This window comes from Cupriavidus numazuensis (assembly GCF_905397435.1).
Classification (GTDB): Bacteria; Pseudomonadota; Gammaproteobacteria; order Burkholderiales; family Burkholderiaceae; genus Cupriavidus; species Cupriavidus numazuensis.
Window position 1 is genome coordinate 24741 of record NZ_CAJPVI010000056.1, and the last position, 17305, is coordinate 42045.

A 17305-nucleotide genomic window follows, 5' to 3' on the forward strand; every position below is an offset into this window, starting at 1 on the left:
GTGTCTCCGGGTTCAGGGATTGGCGGTCAGGCCAAGCCGTTTGACCAGCTTGCCCTGGCTCTCATAACGCTGGCGCGCAAACGCGGCGTAGCCATTGCTGTCGAGGTAGGCCATCTCCTGGTCGAGCCGGTCCAGCATCTGCTGCATGGCCGGCTCGTACAGGGCCTTGCGGAACGCGTCGTGCAGCACCTGCACAGACTGCGCATCCATGCCACGAGGCCCCGCGATGCCGAACGGCGAGGTCGAGACCATGTCGAGTCCCACATCGCGCAGCGTGGGCACAGCAGGCCAGCGGCGTGAATGCGCCGCCGTCCACAGCACGAGCCAGCGTGCCTTGCCGCTGTCGACGTACGGGCCGATGCCGCCCGCAGTCACGCCAAGGTCGATATGCCCGCCCATCATCGCGGCAATGATCTCGGACTCGCCCTTGTACGGCACGTGGTTCAGGCGGATGCCCAGCTTCTGGCTGATTTCCTCCATGGTCACGTGCATGGTGCTGTTGGTGCCCGTGGTGCCGTAGCTGATCTTGCCGGGATTGCGCCGCGCTTCCTCCACCATGTCCTGCCACGATTTCCACGGCGCGTCGACGCGTGTCGCCACGCCGAGCGAATAGCCGGTCAGGTGGATGACATAGGTGAAGTCCTGCATCGGATCGAACTGCGTCTTCTGCAGGTGGGGCAGTCGGAACACGGGCTCCGGCATGATCGTCAGCGTGTAGCCGTCGGGCTTGGCGCGCGCCACGTAATTGGCGCCCAGCACACCGGCGGCGCCGGGACGGTTCTCGACAACGACGGGCTGGCCCAGATGTTTGCTCGCGCCATCGGCGAGCGTGCGCACGAGCGTGTCGGTGGCGCCGCCGGCCGCGAACGGCACGACCAGCGTCACCGGCCGCGCCGGGAATCCCGCCGCCCGCGCGCGGCCGGCCGCCAGCGTGCCCAGCGGCGCAAGGATGCCGAGCGCCACCAGCGAGAGGCTGGTACGGCGTCGGTCGTTGATGACTTCAGTTTTCTCAGCCTGCACGGTGCGCTCCTCAGGGCTATTGCTCGTTCTGGTTCAGAAGGATCAAGGCATCCAGTGCCACCGCGCCCTGTCCTTCCTGGCGCACCAGCAGCGGATTCACTTCCATTTCGCTGAGCCGGTCGCCGAGTGCCATGGCGGCGTCGGACAGCGCGGCAATCGCGGACGCTGCGGCTTCGATGTCGGCGGCGGGTTTGCCGCGGAAGCCGGTCATCAGGCGGTAGCCGCGCAGGCTGGACAGCATCTCGTGCGCCATGGTGCGGTCCACCGGCAGCAGGCGGTGTGCGACGTCGTGGAAGATCTCGGTGAAGATGCCGCCCAGGCCCACGGTCATTGCCGGGCCAAACACCGGATCGCGCGTCACGCCGACGATCAGCTCGCAGACGCCGCTGGCCATTTTCTGCACCAGCACGCCGCGTTGCTCGGCCTGCGGCACTGCTTTCACGGCGTTGGCGACGACCTCGGCCGATGCTGTGCGTACCTGCTGCGCATCCGCCAGGCCGAGGCGTACGCCGCCCACTTCGGTCTTGTGCGCGATGTCCGGGCTCAGCACCTTGATCACTACCGGGTAGCCGATGCTGTCTGCAGCCTTGGCGGCCTCGTCCGGTGTGGCGGCCATGGCCTCGGCGCCGATCGGCACGCCAAAACCTGCCAGCCACTGCTTGGCCTGGTATTCATCGGTGGAAGCAGCAGGCAAGTAGCCGGCGGCGCCCGTCGAGGCCTGGGCGCGCAGATCCATCCAGTGCGCGGTTGGCGCGGCGGTCCCGAGCCAGCCCACGTACGTGCCAAGTGCCTGCGCGGCACGTGCGACGTCCGGGAACAGCGCGACGCCGGCCTCGGCCAGCCGCTGGCGGCTGGTTGGTTCGCCGGTCGTGGCCACCACGATCAGGCGGTTGGTCTTCGCGGCGACCTCGATCAGTTCATCGGCGACGCGGTCGAGCAGGTAGGCCGTTGCGTAGAGGAAGATGACATCGGTATCGTCATCGGCGGCCAGGTTGTCCAGGACCGCATAAGCGAGCCCGTTGCGGTTGAAGAGCTGGCCCGTCATGTCGACCGGGTTGGCGACGCCACCGATTTCAGGCACGGCGGTCTGCAGACGCTGTTGCATCGCCTCCGACAGGCGCGGCACTTCAAGGCCCGCCGCGCTGAGCAGGTCAGCCGACAACGCGCCCATGGCGCCCGACACCGATGCCACCACCACGCGGCGCCCGGCGCTGCGCTGGCGGAAGCCCGACAGGTAGGCAAGATCGGTCAGGTGCGCCGGGTCGCGTGCCTGCATGGCGCCGAGCTGCGCGAATGCCGCGCGGTAGATGGCCTGGTTGCCGGCCAGCACCGCCGTGTGCGATTGCGTGGCGCTGGAGCCGGCCTCGCTTTCGCCGGCCTTGAGCACGATCAGCGGCTTGCCCGCGGCACGCAGGCGCGCGGCGGCGTCGATGAAGCGCGGGCCGTTGCGCAGGCCTTCGACGTAGCCGACCACGGCGCCGGTCTGCGCGTCATCGGCCAGGTAGTCGAGGTAATCGGCATAGTCGAGGCAGGCCTCGTTGCCGGTGTTGATGAACTGGTGGAAGCCGACGTCCATCTGGCGGCCCGTGGCGTAGACGATCGCGCAGACATTGCCGCTCTGCGTCAGCAGGCTGACGTGGCCAGGGCCGTCCTGCGGCGGGAAGGCCCGGAACGTCGTGGCGAACGCGGTGATGGCGCGCGTGGTCAGATTGGCCAGGCCCATGCAGTTGGGGCCGGCGATGGCCATGCCGGTTTCGCGGGCAAAGGCGGTCAGTTCGGCCTGAAGGGCGATGCCGGCCTCGCCGGCTTCGGCAAAGCCCGAGGCATAGAGGATGGCTGCGCGGATGCCGACTGCGTGGCAGCGGCGCAGCTGCGGCAGCACGTCGTCGGCGCCGAGCGCGAGTACGGCCACATCGGGCGTCTTCGGCAGCGACTCGACATCGGGATAGCACGCCAGTCCGGCGATTTCCGCGTAGCGCGGATTGACCGGATAGACCGTGCCCCGGTAGCCAAGGCGCTGCAGATGGTCCAGCGCCACGCCGCCGATGCGGCTGGTATCGCGCGACGCGCCGATGATGGCAATGGAAGCCGGTTCAAGCAGCTGGGACAGGGCGGCGCGGTCTGTTCGGGGCGCCGTAGCGGTAATGGTCATCATGATCTCCTTCCTTCCTGTGCCGGAAGGTGGAGCGATTCAAGCCCATGGCGGCAGGGTGCGGCAAGCAAGGCGCCGCAGACTGTGCACATTGTGAACGGAGGCCGAGCGATGGCGAGGGGCTTGTTGCACTGCAATGTGGCTTGGGCGATACCTTCCGGGACGCGCGGCGGTGTATCTTTCAAGGTATCTGACCTTGAGGTCCGCGCGGGCAGCCGGTGCCCGCGCGGCGCAGCGGAGAGACCCAATGCACGAGCACTGCAATGCGAGCGTGTCGCTCTCGGTAGCCCGGCATGCCCGCCCCGGGCATGCTTGGCGCGCGGTCTGGCGACGCGCGGCCTCGCTGGTGACAACGCTCTTTTGCGCCGGTGTGCTGGCCGGTTGTGCGAGCCTGCCGGCGTCGGCCGAACGTACGCCTTCGACGGCGCCAACCGATACCAGCGACACGCCACTCGGCAAGGCGCTCGCGCCCAGGCTGGCGCAGCATCCGGGCGATTCGCTGTTCTATCCGCTGTCGTCCGGCCCCGATGCGCTGGCCGCACGCCTGGCCATGGCGCGCGCGGCGCAGCGCAGCCTGGACCTGCAGACCTATATCTTCGAGCCCACCGGCACCGGCGCTGCCGTGCTCGGCGACATCATCGACGCCGCCGACCGCGGGGTGCGCGTACGCCTGTTGCTGGACGACATGCACACCAGCGGCCTGGACAAGGTGCTGGCCGCGATCGATTCGCATCCCAATATCGAGGTCAGGCTGTTCAACCCGTTCGCGAACCGTGGCGCGCGCTGGCTCGAAATGCTGTGGAGCTTCAGCCGGCTTGACCGCCGCATGCACAACAAGTCGATGACGGTGGACAACCAGATCTCGCTGGTTGGCGGGCGCAATGTAGGCGATGCCTATTTCTCCGCGCGTGCCGACATGGACTTCAGCGATCTGGATGTGCTTGTTGCAGGGCCGGTCGTGCCGCAGGTGTCGGCGGTGTTCGACGCGTACTGGAACGATCCCTCGTCCTACCCCGTCGTGGCGCTGATTCCTGAAAGCAAGGAAGCGCCCGAAGAAATGCACGCGTTTCGCAAGCGCCTCGAAGCGAGCGGCGACCAGGCGCGCGCCAGCCCCTATGTGCAGGAACTGCTCGATTCCGGCCTGGCGAAGGGTATCGAAAGCGGCCACATGCCCGGCTACACGGGCAAGGCCACCGTGGTGTCGGACAGCGCATCCAAGGCCACCGGGAAGACCGAGGGCGATGGCTATGCCACGATGCGGCTGGAGCGCATGATCAGTGCCGCGAAGAACGAAGTGGTGCTGGTGTCTCCGTACTTTGTGCCGGACGATGACGGTGAGGCGTGGCTTGTCGCGCTTGCCCGGCGCGGCATTCGCGTGCGCATCCTGACCAATTCGTTTGCCGCAAACGATGTGAGCGCCGTGCACGCCGGCTATATGCCTCACCGCGAGGCACTGGTGGCGGCAGGCATCGAGCTGTACGAGCTAAAGCCGAGTGCCTACGCGGAACTCGCGCAGCGCGGCAAGCCGGCCAAGTCGGGATCGGGATCGGGATCGGGTGCAGGTGCAGGATCGGGAGCTGGAGCTGGAGCGAGTGCGAGTGCGAGTGCGAGTGCGAGTGCGAGTGCGAGTGCGAGTGCGGGTGCGAGCTCGGGAGCGGGAGCGGGTGCGAGTTCGGGCTCGGGCTCGGGCTCGGGCTCGGGGTTGGGCTCGGGCTCAGGCTCAGGGTCAAGAGTGACTTCGGGTTCGAGTTCGGGTTCGCGTTCGTGGCTGGCGTCGAGCCGCGCGAGCCTGCATGCCAAGAACTACATCGTCGACCAGCACCTGGTGTTCATCGGCTCGCTCAACATGGACCCGCGTTCGGCCAAGCTGAATACCGAGATGGGCATCGTGCTGGACAGCGCGCCACTGGCCCAGCGCATCCTCAGGGGCATGAACGATGGCCTGCTCGACATCGCTTACCGGGTCGAACTGCGCGCGAACCCGGACGGGAGCTCGCGTCACCTGACCTGGGTCACGCGCGAGAAGGGCCAGTTGACGACCTATGACAGCGAGCCGGGCATGGGCCCGCTGCAACACCTTGGCATCGGCTTCCTGCGCGTGCTCCCCATCAAAGAAGAGCTGTAAAAGCGCGTAAGCGGGAGACCGATGCTGCACAGCGTCTTACGCGAATCTCCGATCGGCGGTAATGTGCCGGCTGCGCCCCGGAAAACCACTGACGGCCGCGTGCACTGCCCCGGCAGTACCGCAGCGGCCTGCACGCAAGGAGATCCATGAAAGCCGCTGTCCTGCATCAACCCAAGTCACCGCTGGTCATCGAAGACGTTGCCATCGGCAAGCCTGGCCCGCACGAAGTCCTGATCCGGACCGCCGCTGTCGGCGTGTGCCATTCGGACCTGCACTTCCTGGATGGCGCCTACCCGTATCCCATGCCCGCCGTGCTCGGCCACGAAGCCGCCGGCGTGGTGGAGCAGGTCGGCGAACTGGTGCGCACGGTCCGGCCCGGCGACCACGTGATTACCTGCCTGTCGGCCTATTGCGGCCATTGCGAGCACTGCCTGACCGGGCACCTGTCACTGTGCACCGAACCCGATACGCGCCGCAGCGAAGAGGAGGCGCCGCGCCTGACGGCGCACCACGGCGGCCTGATGAACCAGTTCCTCAACCTGTCCGCGTTCGCCGAACAGATGCTCGTGCACGAGCACGCACTGGTCGCCATCCGCCGCGACATGCCGCTTGACCGCGCCGCACTGATCGGCTGTGCCGTCACCACTGGCTTCGGCGCCGTCGTGCATACCGCGCGTGTGCAGCCCGGCGAAACCGTGGCGGTCATTGGCTGCGGTGGCATCGGGCTGGCCACCATCAACGGTGCGGCCATCGCGGGCGCGGGCCGCATCATCGCCATCGACCGCGTGCCGGGCAAGCTGGAGTTGGCGCGGCAATTTGGCGCGACTGATGTCGTTCAGGCCGGCGACGATACCGTCGACGCAGTCCGCGCGCTGACCGGCGGTGGTGTGCACCATGCGTTCGAAGCGATCGGCCTCAAGCAGACCGCCGAGCAGGCCTTCGCGATGCTGCGCCGCGGCGGCACGGCCACCATCATCGGCATGATCGCGCCGGGCGTGAAGATCGAACTCAAGGGCAGCGACTTCCTTGGCGAGAAGAAGATCCAGGGTTCGCTGATGGGGTCCAACCGCTTCCCGGTGGACATGCCGCGCATGGTGGATTTCTACATGGCGGGGCGGCTGAAGCTCGACGAACTGATTTCGCGGCGCCTGCCGCTCGAAGAGATCAACAGCGCGTTCGATGAGCTGCGCCGCGGGGAGCTGGCGCGGTCTGTGGTGGTGTTTGGGGATTGAGGGGGTGGCTTGAGGTTTGATCCGGGCCGCAGCTGCTTGCCGGTGCGGCCGGGTCGAATCCAGAGACTTATGACCGCATTCGATTCAGTTCATCGATACGCTGTTGGTAGGTGCGCAGCAGGCACGCTTTATCGCTGCAAAGATTGCGGGAATCGCGAAGCCATGCGCGTTGATCCGCGCGCAGCCGCGCCTTGTTCGCCGATGTCTTCAGCTTCTGGTCATAGACCATTGCCAGCTTCCTATCGACGCGCGTCAGTTCTGCATCTCCACAAATCAGCTGTGCCTGCGTGGAGACGAGCTTGCTGCAATCGAAACTATGGGCCAAAGCATCCTTGGCCTCTGGCTGAATCTCCGCCAGTCCCGGTCTGCATAGTCCTTGCAGCGATTTGCAGGCGACATCGCGCCCGACCCATGCCATGTCTCGCGCACCATATTCCTTGACGAAGCGATTGATGCCGGCATGGCTGACGCCCCGTTGCATCGCGTTCGCCGCGATGATCTCATTGCAGAGCGAGTCCGAAGCGTAAGTCTTGCCATCGCGCCGGTAGCAACTGTGAAAGCCAAGCAAGCCGGTGCCAACGACACTGCGGCGTTCTCCGGATGCGAACAGGATGGAAGCGCAGGCGGAAGCGCACCTGGCATTGCTTGGAACGGTCGTGTAGACGCGTACCGTGTCCATGGCATCGATCAGCCGGAACGCGGCCTCGACATTTCCGCCGGGGCTGTTCAACGCAAGGATCACGAGTCCTTCTTCATCACGGTCAGCCAGTTTGGCCGCCGCCAGAAACTTCTTTGCATCCCCTTCCTGAATCTTGCCTTCCCCAATCAGCATCTTTCTCTTGAGTTGGGGTTGGTAGTAGACGGTGAAGTCCATGGCGGATGCTGTACCGGGAAGCATCAGCACAGCGAAGCAGATGCAGCAAAGCCACGGGTGGATCCGGCCTGGCACCGCCGCGTTCCCGGCTCCCAGGCGCCCTGTGTTGTGCATACGCTTCTCCCGCTGAATGTGAAAAGCATAGCCTCGGATCTGTGGCCGATTGCCTTGCGCGTCAGGCTTGCACCGCCTCCCGCTTTCGCGCGGCCGGACGTCTGGTCTCCGGCACGCCCAGTGTCTGCTCCAGCACGTCCAGGAACACCCGTACGCTGGCTGGCATCAGCTTTCGCGCCGGCATCAGCACGTAGACCTTGAGCGGTGATGATGCGTACGCCGGCAGCACGCGCACGAGTTGGCCCTGCTGCACCTGCTCCTGCACAAAGCGCGGCGACAGCCGGGCGACACCCAGCCCGTCGATGGCGGCTTTCAGGCGCAGTTCAGCGTTATGCGTGCAGATGCGCGGCTCGACATCCAGACGTGCCGTTTCGATGTCCTCGCGCAGGAATTCCCAGCAGTGATCGTCGGCGTTGCCGAGCGTGGGCCAGCCGGCCAGGTCCTGCGGGGTACGCGGCAGGCCGCGGTCGCGGATCAGCGCAGGCGCCGCATAGAAGCCGCGCTCGATCAGCACGACACGCTTGCTGGCGAACGAGGTGTCCTGGAGCCGCGTGTTGGTCATGACGAAGGCGAGGTCATAGCCATGGCGGATCAGGTCGGGCTGGTCCCAGCTGACGTCGACGTGCACGCGCAGGCGCGGATGCAGGCGCATCAGGCGGCTGAGGCCCTCGGACAGATGCTGCGAACCGACTTCATACGGGGTGGAGATGCGCAGCACGCCGTTGACCTCGTCGCTGACGGAGGCGGCCTCGGCGTTGATTTCGTGCAGTTCGGCGAACAGCGGCGCCACGCGGTCGTAAAGCCGCTGGCCGCGCTCGGTCACGCGCACGCGCCGCGTGGTGCGTTCAAACAGCCGCACCCCAAGCTGGCTTTCCAGCCGGGCCACCGCCGCGCTGGCCGAGGACTTCGGCACTTCCGCCAGTTCGGCCCCCTGGGTAAAGCCACCGCCTTCCACTACGCGGCAGAAAATTTCCCAGTCCTTCCATTCGATCGTTTTCATGCAGTGCCCCGGCATCAGCGGCGCTCTCGCGGATGGGTCCGTCAGCTTCGGGCTGCGGTAGCGGGCGCGCTTGCGGCTGGATTGTCCCACAGTGTGGACAATGGTGGTGGCGGCCGATGTGTGGCTCGATCGGCACTGCGGGATTTACATCCTATATTTACGTCGTGAATCGTCTCCGACATGGAGCCATACGCCATGAGTCAGCCATTCCCCGCGATTCCCCATCTCAGCGGCAACTTCGCGCCCATCCTCATGGAGTGCGACGCCCATGACCTGCCTGTCACGGGCGAACTCCCGCGCGCCCTGCATGGCACGCTCTACCGCAACGGCCCGAACCCGCAGTTCGCGCCGCGCGACGCGTACTACCACTGGTTTATCGGCGACGGCATGGTGCACGCGTTCCATATCGAAGATGGCCGCGTGCGCTACCGCAACCGCTGGGTGCGCACCCACAAGTTTGACCTGGAACGCTCCGCCGGAAAGGCGCTGTTCGGAAGCTGGGGCAACCCGGCCACGACCGATCCATCGGTGAGCGGCCAGGAGAACGGCGTGGCCAACACGAACATCGTCTGGCACGCCGGGCGCTTGCTTGCGCTGGAAGAGGCGGACCTGCCGGTGGAGCTGGATGCCTGCGACCTGACCACGCGCGGCAACTGCACCTATGGCGGCAAACTGTCCGGCGCCATGACCGCGCACCCGAAGATCGATCCCATTACCGGCGAACTGGTGTTCTTCGCTTACGCGGCAGACGGACGCTTTACCAACGGTATGCGCTACGGCGTGGTCGACGGTGACGGCCGGCTTGTGCGCCTGGAACACTTCGACGCACCGTTCAGCAGCATGATCCACGACTTCATGGTGACATCGCGACATGTGCTGTTCCCCGTGCTGCCGCTGACCGGCAGCATGGCACGGGCCACGCGCGGCGAGCCGGCCTATGCGTGGGAGCCGCAGCTTGGCGCGCACATCGGCATCCTGCCGCGCCATGGCGACGTGACGCAGATGCGCTGGTTTCGCGGCGAAGCCTGCTACGTCTTCCACGTCATGAACGCGTGGGAAGAGGGCGATCGGATCCTTGCGGATGTCATGCAGTACGACGAGCCGCCGCTGTTCAATCCGAACGCCGGTGGACCGGGCAGCCGTGCGCGCCTGTGCCGCTGGACCTTCGATCTCGACGCCGGTACCGACACGTTCCGGCGCACGTGGCTCGATGACATGCCCGGTGAATTTCCGCGTATCGACGATCGCTTCGCCACGCTGCCGTATCGCCATGGCTACTTTGCCTCGCGCCAGCGCGAAGGGTCGTTGCCAGGTACTTATGACACGCTGGTCCACCTGGATCTGACCACGGGTCGGCGCACGGTACACGCGCTGTCGGAAGGGGACGCGATCTCCGAGCCGGTATTCGTGCCGCGTAGCCCGGACAGCGCGGAAGGTGATGGCTGGCTGCTCGCGACGGTGTTCCGGGGGGCGGAGCAGCGCAGCGATCTCGTGGTGTATGAAGCGGATGATATCGGCAGCGGGCCGATTGCCGTGGTGCAGTTGTCGCATCGCGTGCCGTTCGGCTTCCACGGCAACTGGCGACCCGCGAACTGAGTGGCAGGCATGTCCGGCGCGGATGCCGGACACCGAACCAACGCTTCAGTAAGGCTGGTCGCCGGGGCGGATATCGAAAGCCAGGGTCTCGGCGATATCCAACATTTCCTCATCGTCCTCGCTGCGCGTGATCCAGCCGCCGTAGGCATCGCCGCCGGTATCCCAGTTCCACAGCGTGTAGCCGGCCACGCGCAACTGCCGGTGGGCCAGTTCCATCAGCTCGGGCACGCTGGTGCTTTCCAGGAAGTCCTCGTCCTCGGGGTCTTCGCTGCCCCAGTCGATCTCAAGGTCCAGCCGCTCGCACAGCTGGTTCATGCAGCCGATGAAGGACTGGCAGTCCTTCCAGTCCACATAGAAGCCGGACTGCCAGTCGATGACCTCGCGGATCACCCACAGCAGTTCCTGGCCCTCGGTGTCGTCTTCCTCCGCGTCGAGCAGCGCGTCTTCGAACAGCGCGCGCTGGGCATCGGTCTGCGCGGTGTCGCCAAGGTTGATCAGCGCAAAGAAGTGCTGGATGGCGTCCTGGATGTGGTCGTCCAATGGTGTGACCATGTTCGTTCTCCTTATAGGGTATGTCAGTGTTGCCGGGCCCTTCAGGCCGCGATGCCGCCGATCTCGCGCTGGCCGCGCGGTGTCACCCGCAGCGCGCGCGACGCGGGCGTCGCCTCGATCCAGCCGCGATCAAGCAGGTTGCCGAGCAGCGCGGCACCGAGTGCGCCACCGAGATGCGGCTTGCGTTCGCTCCAGTCGGGGCAGGTGCAGGCGAACTGACGCCGCTTGCGGCGCGCGGCCTCGACGTCCACGCCAAGCCGCAACATGGCCTGCGCGCCGTCGCCGCTGAGGTCCACGGCATTGCCGTCCACCAGCAGCCAGCCCGCGTGTGTCATGCGCTCGAACAGGCCCACGGCGAGTTCTCCGGCCAGGTGATCGTAGCAGGTGCGCGCCTGCCGCAACGCGGGCGGCGCCGTGCGCGACACCGGCACATCGCGCAGCCGCGGTGGCCGGCTCGCGAGCGAGGCGGAAGCCAGCGCTTCAATCGCCACGCCGATCTCGGGCGTGGCCAGCCGATAGTAGCGATTGCGCCCGCGCGTCTCCACGGCGAGCAGCCCGCCTTCGCTGAGCCGGGTCAGGTGTCCGCTCGCGGACGAGGCAGACAGGCCAGCGATCAGCGCCAGTTCACCGGCGGGACGAGCACTGCCGTCCATCAGCGCCCATAGCATGGCCGCGCGGCCGGGGTCGGCCAGCAGGCTGGCCAGCTGGCTGATGCCTGGGGTGTATTCCATGATTCATTGAGGGATGAATGATGGAATGGAGTATAGAGGGGATTGCGGCCAGTGGGTCCTCAGACATTAAAATCCTGTTTTCCCATTAAAGCGCCGCTGGAAACATTAGAGCGCGTTCATATGCACCAGTGGTCTTTCCAAATGTATGGTCTCGCCCCTTAGCCGCGCATAAATCCCTTAGCCAAGCCCTTTCGCCGGCCTCGCTCTCTCCGGCGTGCCTTGACCCAAGATGGACTCGGACATTAAAGTCCCTTCATACACATAAGTGTCCTTTTTCGGCGTCTTGATTACCCACTAAGTCGTTAATATCTAACAATGTAGCTCATCTCGCGATCGTCGAAGGCCGGCCAAGATCTTCCTAGCTATCACTTAGGGGAAATCGACGCCCACTTCGTCAAGGTGGTGGGCACCCCGCAAACTTTCACAAGTCAAGACCTTTCGCCTCGCGAAGGTAGCGGCTGCGCGAGGACGCGTTTTGCCAAACATATTGTTAAGAAACAACGCCATTGAAAAAATGAACTCCATCACCATTTGACGGCTGCGGCAAGATAGGCGTTGTCACGCCCGCTGGAGGATGAACATGGGGGAAGTATTGCATTACAGCTGCGAATCGCAATAGCGCCAAAGATTCTCGCGCTTCGGAATTCAAGGTGTGGGAATGGAGGTCCGATAGGGATAATGTGTATAAATGGTTCCATTTGGGAAAAAATCACTGCACGACGTGGCGAAATTGCTGGCCACGGTAAATGAAGTGATATCTGCTAGGGAAAATAGGGGGGCGGGCAAACCACAATTAAGCGGGGTGCGGCCATCGAGATTGAGTTGCGCATTGCAAAAAATGATGAGAATTTAAATATTACTGATTTTCCGGAATCTTAATTAGGCTAAAAATCAAAGCACTTGATTGAGTGCGTTGATTGTGAATATATATTATATTGAGAATATGACTTCACTGAAAAATAGAAAAAAGGGGGTGGGGCCCCATAGCGGACTTCGGCGACAGCAATCGGAGCAGCCGCCGAGCGGTGCCTTTCCACGCGGGGTCGCAGATATTCTCCTCAGCGCGCTTCCGCCACTGACGCGAGCAGTCCGAGTATTGACGGCGCGCGACCCGCTGGCAGCCGCTGCACAAGAAGATCATCCATGGTATAGCGTCCTCGCGGCATTTGGCGTGGCCCTCACGCTGGCCATGGTGGTAATAATGTCCAGCGACGGCGCACCTTTCGTAGACCCGTGGAAGTCTCTCTGGGAACTCAAGCTGAAGTTTAACGTCCGGCCTTCTTATAACTGGGAGATTTTGCTGCGTGCTGCAGGGTGCGTGGTCGGCGCGTGGGTCATCTGCTATTGGGTGAGCCAGCTGGCTGGAAAGCAACTCGACGACGAACCCAGGGGTACGAGAAGCAAGGCGATAAAATTGGGGGGCTATGCCGCGCTTTGTGTGGCTTATGCATATACAGCTGTATTGCTATTGGTCTGTGCGCTGGGATGGCTACTATTTGCGTTTAAGGTCACCGTTTTTGTCTTTGGATGGTTGATAGCGTCGACAATGGTCTTTGCGCCAATCGCTGTCTGCGCCTTAGAGAGGATCCTTCGACGCACGCCGTTGGGCAGGAAGTCCCGTATTCTATTTTCGGTAGCGGTGGGGATTGTCCCCGTCTCGAGTTGCTTTGTTGGAGCAACGTTTGCCATGGACAGTCTGGATGCAGGTCAGCAAAAATACGGGCAGTCTGTGAACGAGAGCCGGCGCCATCCCATCCCAATGGTGGTGCAAGCCTGCGGGAAGGCGTCAGCGAATATCGTATGCGCTGTCACGTTGTATCCAGGTGAGTGGCAGGACTACGAACTTATTGGCGACTGGGCCGTTGAAGATGCTCCCGCGACGAACAACACTCCAAAATCGCGCCTTGAGTGGCAGCCAAGTAGCGATTCGGATCGCCAGTTTGCGCTCGTCAAGGTGGAATCACGCAAGGATGTGACTATCGAAATCCATGTGCCCGTGTCGACCGCCTGCAAACCGACAGGGTTGGCAGTCACCAAGGACATTCATTTCTTTGCCGCGCAGGGTCGAGTGCTTGGTGAGCAGCACGATGCTCCGAAACAAGTGCGTCTGCGAATTGATAACGCCGAATTGGGCTTTGTCAAAATGATGGAGCGGGCTTGCGCATCTAAAGGCTCTCCCTAGCGCACTTGACAGCAGGCCCCACCCTGCTCCTTTGGTCAGCTAACTCCGCTTTGAAGAAATCCCACGCGTGGAGGGCACGCTCTGTCCTTCATCGGTGACGCAGAAGTAGCCGCCGCGAACGTTCGCCGTCCGTACTCTGCGATGTAAATTCCGGTCAGCAGCGATTCCCAACTGCCGTTGTCTAGCCCGCGTCGCTGTGACACGATGCGCGCAGCACGGCTTTAGCTTGGTGCGGCGAAGATGAAGATGCCCTCGGCCACTTTCGTCCTGTTTCGTGCGTACAAGTCGAAAGCATTCTAATGTCGGCGCCAAAAAGTGAAGCAAAGGGGTTTTTGGCTTTGACGCCGACAGCGTGCCTAGGGAAATCAAGGGGTTAGGGTGTGCATTCGAAAGATCTTTAATGTGCGAGGGCACAGTGGGCCTCGGACAATCATGGTCTTAAATGGGGGACACGCCATTCGAGGCGTCCGGCGCCACTGCGCCGGACGTAGTGCATACGTCAATATCCGCGTGCTGGATCGATGATGTTGTCCGGCAATTCGTCGGCAGAAACTCGAATAATATTCTCCGCAATCTGTCTTGCCGCTGATGACGGAATCGCCACCGACGCCAGGTGGGGCGTGATCAGCACATTGGGCATGCTCCACAGCGGATTGCCGGCAGGCAAAGGTTCGCGCTCGAATACGTCCAACGTTGCCCCGCCGATATGGCCGCTTTGGAGCAGCTCCGTCAGCGCCGTCTGATCGACCAGGGCGCCTCGCGCAACGTTGATGAAGGCCGCGCCCCGCGGCAGCCGCTCGAGTCGCGATCGATCCAGGATGCCAGCCGTCTGCGGCGTGAGCGGCAGCATCACGACGACAATGTCCGCCTGCCCGAGCACGGTATCGAGCGTTTCGAGTCCTGAAAAACATTCCACGCCTTCGATCTGCGCAGGGCTGCGAGACCAGCCGATCATCTTGAATCCCTGGCGCTGCAGTTCGTGAGCCGCTTTCGCACCCAACTGACCGAGCCCCAGAACCGCCACGCGGATGTCCTGCGGAGAACGTGGATGACGGTAGGCCCACTCGCCCCGCCGCTGCGCCTGCTCGAAGTACGGGATGTCCCTGGCGTGCCGCAGCACAGCGAACAGCACGTATCCCGCCATCATGCGCGCCATCTGCGGGTCTGTGAGTCGTGTAATCGGAATGCCTGAGGGAAGATCCTGCCGTTGAACCAGTGAATCCACACCCGCCCCCAGATTGACGATCAGGCGCAGGTTGGTCATCCCGGCAAAAAAGTTCTCCGGCGGCTTCCAGGCGAGCGCGTAGTGAATGTCTGCCGGCTCGGTGATTTCGCTGGAGTGGATGACCTTCAGCTTCGGTAGCTGGGCCTGGAGCGCGCGCTTCCACGTGTCGAAATCGTCGAATGCACTGTAGAAGGCCAGGGCGCCCGAGGGGGTGTCTTCAGTCATTGGCATCTTGACAACTGCATTGGGAAAATTGGTAAAGGCGGCAACGGGATGACACGTTGCTGCCATGGCGCGTGCGCATGGAAAATCAGAGTGCCGCTTTGCCTTTCTGCACGAGCCGCGTGACGGCCTCGATGGCCAGTTCGTAGCCATCGCCCCCCAGCCCGGCGATCACGCCATCCGCCGCCTTGGAAATGTAGGAGTGGTGGCGAAAGGGCTCGCGCTTCCAGATGTTGCTCATATGGGCTTCAATGATCTTGCCGGGGAAAGCCAGCAAGGCATCGAGGATCGGAATCGACGAGTAGGTCAGGCCGGCCGCATTGATGATGATGCCGTCCGCCACGCCGCGCGCTTCCTGGATCCAGTCGACCAACTGTCCCTCGTAGTTCGACTGCAAGAAGCGCAGGTCGGCATTCAGGGACGCCGCCTTTTGCTCGCATCGTGACTGCAGGACCGGAAAGCTGTCGCTGCCGTAAGTCTTGTTGGCATCCAGGCCATAAAGATTGGCGTTAGGGCCGTTCAGAAACCAGATGGTGATTTTTTTGCTCATGCTCCAGCCTCAGTGTTCAAGCTTCATGGGGACGCGTAGCCTGCATGGCAGGCAGGCTTTGGAACGCCTCATTCCAGCGTGCCGCGTTGCCGTATTGGGCCCGCCAATCCAGTTCGGGAAACCGGAAGTCCAGATACCCGAGCCCGCAGCCGATGGTGATTTCTCCGATGGTCGGCTGTCTTTCCACCAGTTCCGATGCGATGGCATCGATGGATTCGAGGCAGGCGGTGACTTTCGTCAGCAGCGCTTCGCGCCACGTGGGCCATTGGACTTCCTCGGGCCGCGCCGTCCGTTCGTAGCGCGCGAGCAGCGCGGCGTCGAGCAGGCCATCACCGAGCGCCTGGCGGGTCAGAGCCGTCCACCGCGCGGGGCCGGAGGCGGGAAAGATGCCGGCGCCGTCTGCCCGGCTGGCCAGGTACTCGCAAATCACTCGGCTGTCATAGAGGGCGTGGCCATCCTCCAGGATCAGCGTCGGCACCTTGGCGAGCGGGTTGTGGGCCGCGATGCGCGGGTCGCGCCGCACCGGATGCGCGGCGCTGTCCAGCAACTCGATGGATTCGGCCTGCCCCGTCAGGTGTGCGCAGACCATGACCTTGCGCACGAATGGCGAGGTCGGAGCGAAAAGAAGTTTCAGCATGCTTGATTTGGAGAACAGGCTTTCAGGGGATCAGGACCAGTTTGCCGAAGACCTTGCCGCTTTCCAGCATCTGGTGGGATTCGACTGCCGCCGCAAGCGGGAAAGTAGCGTGAATGCGCGGCTTGACCCGTCCGTTTTTCAGCAGCGGGATGACATGGCGCGCAATGCTCTGGGCCATGCGGGTCTTCTCGAAATGGCTCTGCGGGCGCATGGTGGACGAGTGCAGGCTTACCTGGCGTTGCATCAGCGTCAGCAGTTCGACATTGACCGCCGATCCCTGCATGAAGGACAGGCTGACATGGCGGCCGCCAAAGGCCATGGCGGCAAGATTGCGGCGGACATAGTCGCCGCCGACGATGTCGAGGACCACGTCGACCCCGCGCCCATCGGTGTACTGCAGGCAGGCCTCGGTGAAATCAGTGGTCGGCCAGCAGATCGTCGCATCGGCGCCCATGGCGCGCAGTTCGGGAAAGCGGCTTTCGTCGTTGTCCGTGACGATGACGGTTGCGCCAGCGGCATGCGCCAGGCGGATCGCAAGCGTGCCGATACCGCCGGCTGCACCATGGACCAGGACGGTTTCGCCCATGGCAAGGCGGCCCAGTTCGAACAGGTTGTGCCACACGGTGAACAGCCCCTCGGGCAAGGCGGCTGCTTCGACATCGGAAAGCGTTCCCGGAGCGATGAAGGATTGATCGACCGGTGCCGTACACCACGGCGCATAGCCGCCGCCGGGCACCAGGCTCATCAGCCGCTGCCCCATCAGCTTGCTGTCCACTCCGGGGCCGCAGGCAACCACTTCGCCGCAGACTTCCAGTCCGAGCACGTCGGTAATGCCGGGCGCGGGTTTCGCGATACCTTGGCGCTGCATGATGTCAGGCCGGTTCACGCCGGCGGCGAGCACTCTCAGCAGGACTTCGCCAGCCCCGGGTTCGGGCATGGGGCGCTCGGCCAGTGTCAATACCCTGGCGTCGCCGGGTTCACGGGCGATGATGGCTTGCATGGAGCGGGGGAGACTGGTCATGGATAGGTTCTCTCATGCTGCGTTGTCAGACGCGTTGTGTTGTGCCTTCGCGTTGGGGTGCTGCTTCGGTTC

The 17305-nt window shown here is 63.7% G+C and carries 14 protein-coding genes; 4 read left to right on the forward strand and 10 right to left on the reverse strand.

What is annotated here, in order from left to right:
- Positions 1-12 precede the first annotated feature (12 nt).
- Both KHO41_RS32595 and KHO41_RS32600 read right to left on the reverse strand, forming a co-directional pair.
- Positions 13-1020 (reverse strand): tripartite tricarboxylate transporter substrate binding protein, encoded by a 1008-nt coding sequence (locus KHO41_RS32595; RefSeq protein ID WP_211957366.1) that lies wholly within the window; start codon positions 1018-1020, stop codon positions 13-15.
- 16 nt (positions 1021-1036) lie between these two features.
- Positions 1037-3172 carry an acetate--CoA ligase family protein gene (locus tag KHO41_RS32600; protein ID WP_211957396.1) on the reverse strand — a complete coding sequence of 712 codons (2136 nt, stop codon included), beginning with the start codon at positions 3170-3172 and terminating at the stop codon, positions 1037-1039.
- 247 nt (positions 3173-3419) lie between these two features.
- Between KHO41_RS32600 and KHO41_RS32605 the strand changes: the two genes are divergently transcribed.
- Both KHO41_RS32605 and KHO41_RS32610 read left to right on the forward strand, forming a co-directional pair.
- Positions 3420-5297 (forward strand): phospholipase D family protein, encoded by a 1878-nt coding sequence (locus tag KHO41_RS32605; protein ID WP_211957367.1) that lies wholly within the window; start codon positions 3420-3422, stop codon positions 5295-5297.
- Between the two features lie 146 nt (positions 5298-5443).
- Complete coding sequence (locus KHO41_RS32610; protein ID WP_211957368.1) at positions 5444-6529, forward strand: Zn-dependent alcohol dehydrogenase; 1086 nt, start codon at positions 5444-5446, stop codon at positions 6527-6529.
- A gap of 67 nt (positions 6530-6596) precedes the next feature.
- On the opposite strand, the gene KHO41_RS32615 is transcribed toward KHO41_RS32610, so the two are convergent.
- Positions 6597-7403 (reverse strand): lysozyme inhibitor LprI family protein, encoded by an 807-nt coding sequence (locus KHO41_RS32615; RefSeq protein WP_244874145.1) that lies wholly within the window; start codon positions 7401-7403, stop codon positions 6597-6599.
- A gap of 175 nt (positions 7404-7578) precedes the next feature.
- The gene (locus KHO41_RS32620; protein WP_211957370.1) at positions 7579-8517 is read right to left on the reverse strand and encodes a LysR family transcriptional regulator; all 939 of its coding nucleotides are present in this window, start codon (positions 8515-8517) and stop codon (positions 7579-7581) included.
- Positions 8518-8712: 195 nt separating this feature from the next.
- On the opposite strand from KHO41_RS32620, the gene KHO41_RS32625 reads away from it, so the two are divergent.
- Positions 8713-10113 (forward strand): carotenoid oxygenase family protein, encoded by a 1401-nt coding sequence (locus tag KHO41_RS32625; RefSeq protein ID WP_211957371.1) that lies wholly within the window; start codon positions 8713-8715, stop codon positions 10111-10113.
- A gap of 45 nt (positions 10114-10158) precedes the next feature.
- On the opposite strand, the gene KHO41_RS32630 is transcribed toward KHO41_RS32625, so the two are convergent.
- Both KHO41_RS32630 and KHO41_RS32635 read right to left on the reverse strand, forming a co-directional pair.
- Positions 10159-10665, reverse strand: coding sequence for a DUF6630 family protein (locus KHO41_RS32630; protein WP_211957372.1), 507 nt, complete (start codon positions 10663-10665; stop codon positions 10159-10161).
- A 41-nt stretch (positions 10666-10706) separates the two neighbouring features.
- Entirely contained in the window at positions 10707-11396 is a 690-nt protein-coding gene (locus KHO41_RS32635) for an ArsR/SmtB family transcription factor (RefSeq protein ID WP_211957373.1), read from the reverse strand.
- Positions 11397-12492: 1096 nt separating this feature from the next.
- Between KHO41_RS32635 and KHO41_RS32640 the strand changes: the two genes are divergently transcribed.
- A complete protein-coding gene (locus KHO41_RS32640) occupies positions 12493-13578 on the forward strand; it encodes a 6TM ABC transporter family protein (protein WP_211957374.1) in 1086 nt (361 codons plus the stop codon).
- A gap of 499 nt (positions 13579-14077) precedes the next feature.
- On the opposite strand, the gene KHO41_RS32645 is transcribed toward KHO41_RS32640, so the two are convergent.
- The 4 genes from KHO41_RS32645 to KHO41_RS32660 form a co-directional block, all read right to left on the reverse strand.
- Positions 14078-15034 (reverse strand): 2-hydroxyacid dehydrogenase, encoded by a 957-nt coding sequence (locus tag KHO41_RS32645; RefSeq protein ID WP_211957375.1) that lies wholly within the window; start codon positions 15032-15034, stop codon positions 14078-14080.
- Between the two features lie 79 nt (positions 15035-15113).
- On the reverse strand, positions 15114-15575 hold the full coding sequence (locus KHO41_RS32650; RefSeq protein WP_211957376.1) for a type II 3-dehydroquinate dehydratase: 462 nt from the start codon (positions 15573-15575) through the stop codon (positions 15114-15116).
- Between the two features lie 16 nt (positions 15576-15591).
- Entirely contained in the window at positions 15592-16212 is a 621-nt protein-coding gene (locus tag KHO41_RS32655; RefSeq protein ID WP_211957377.1) for a glutathione S-transferase, read from the reverse strand.
- A 22-nt stretch (positions 16213-16234) separates the two neighbouring features.
- A complete protein-coding gene (locus tag KHO41_RS32660; protein WP_244874147.1) occupies positions 16235-17233 on the reverse strand; it encodes an NAD(P)H-quinone oxidoreductase in 999 nt (332 codons plus the stop codon).
- Positions 17234-17305: the final 72 nt, after the last annotated feature.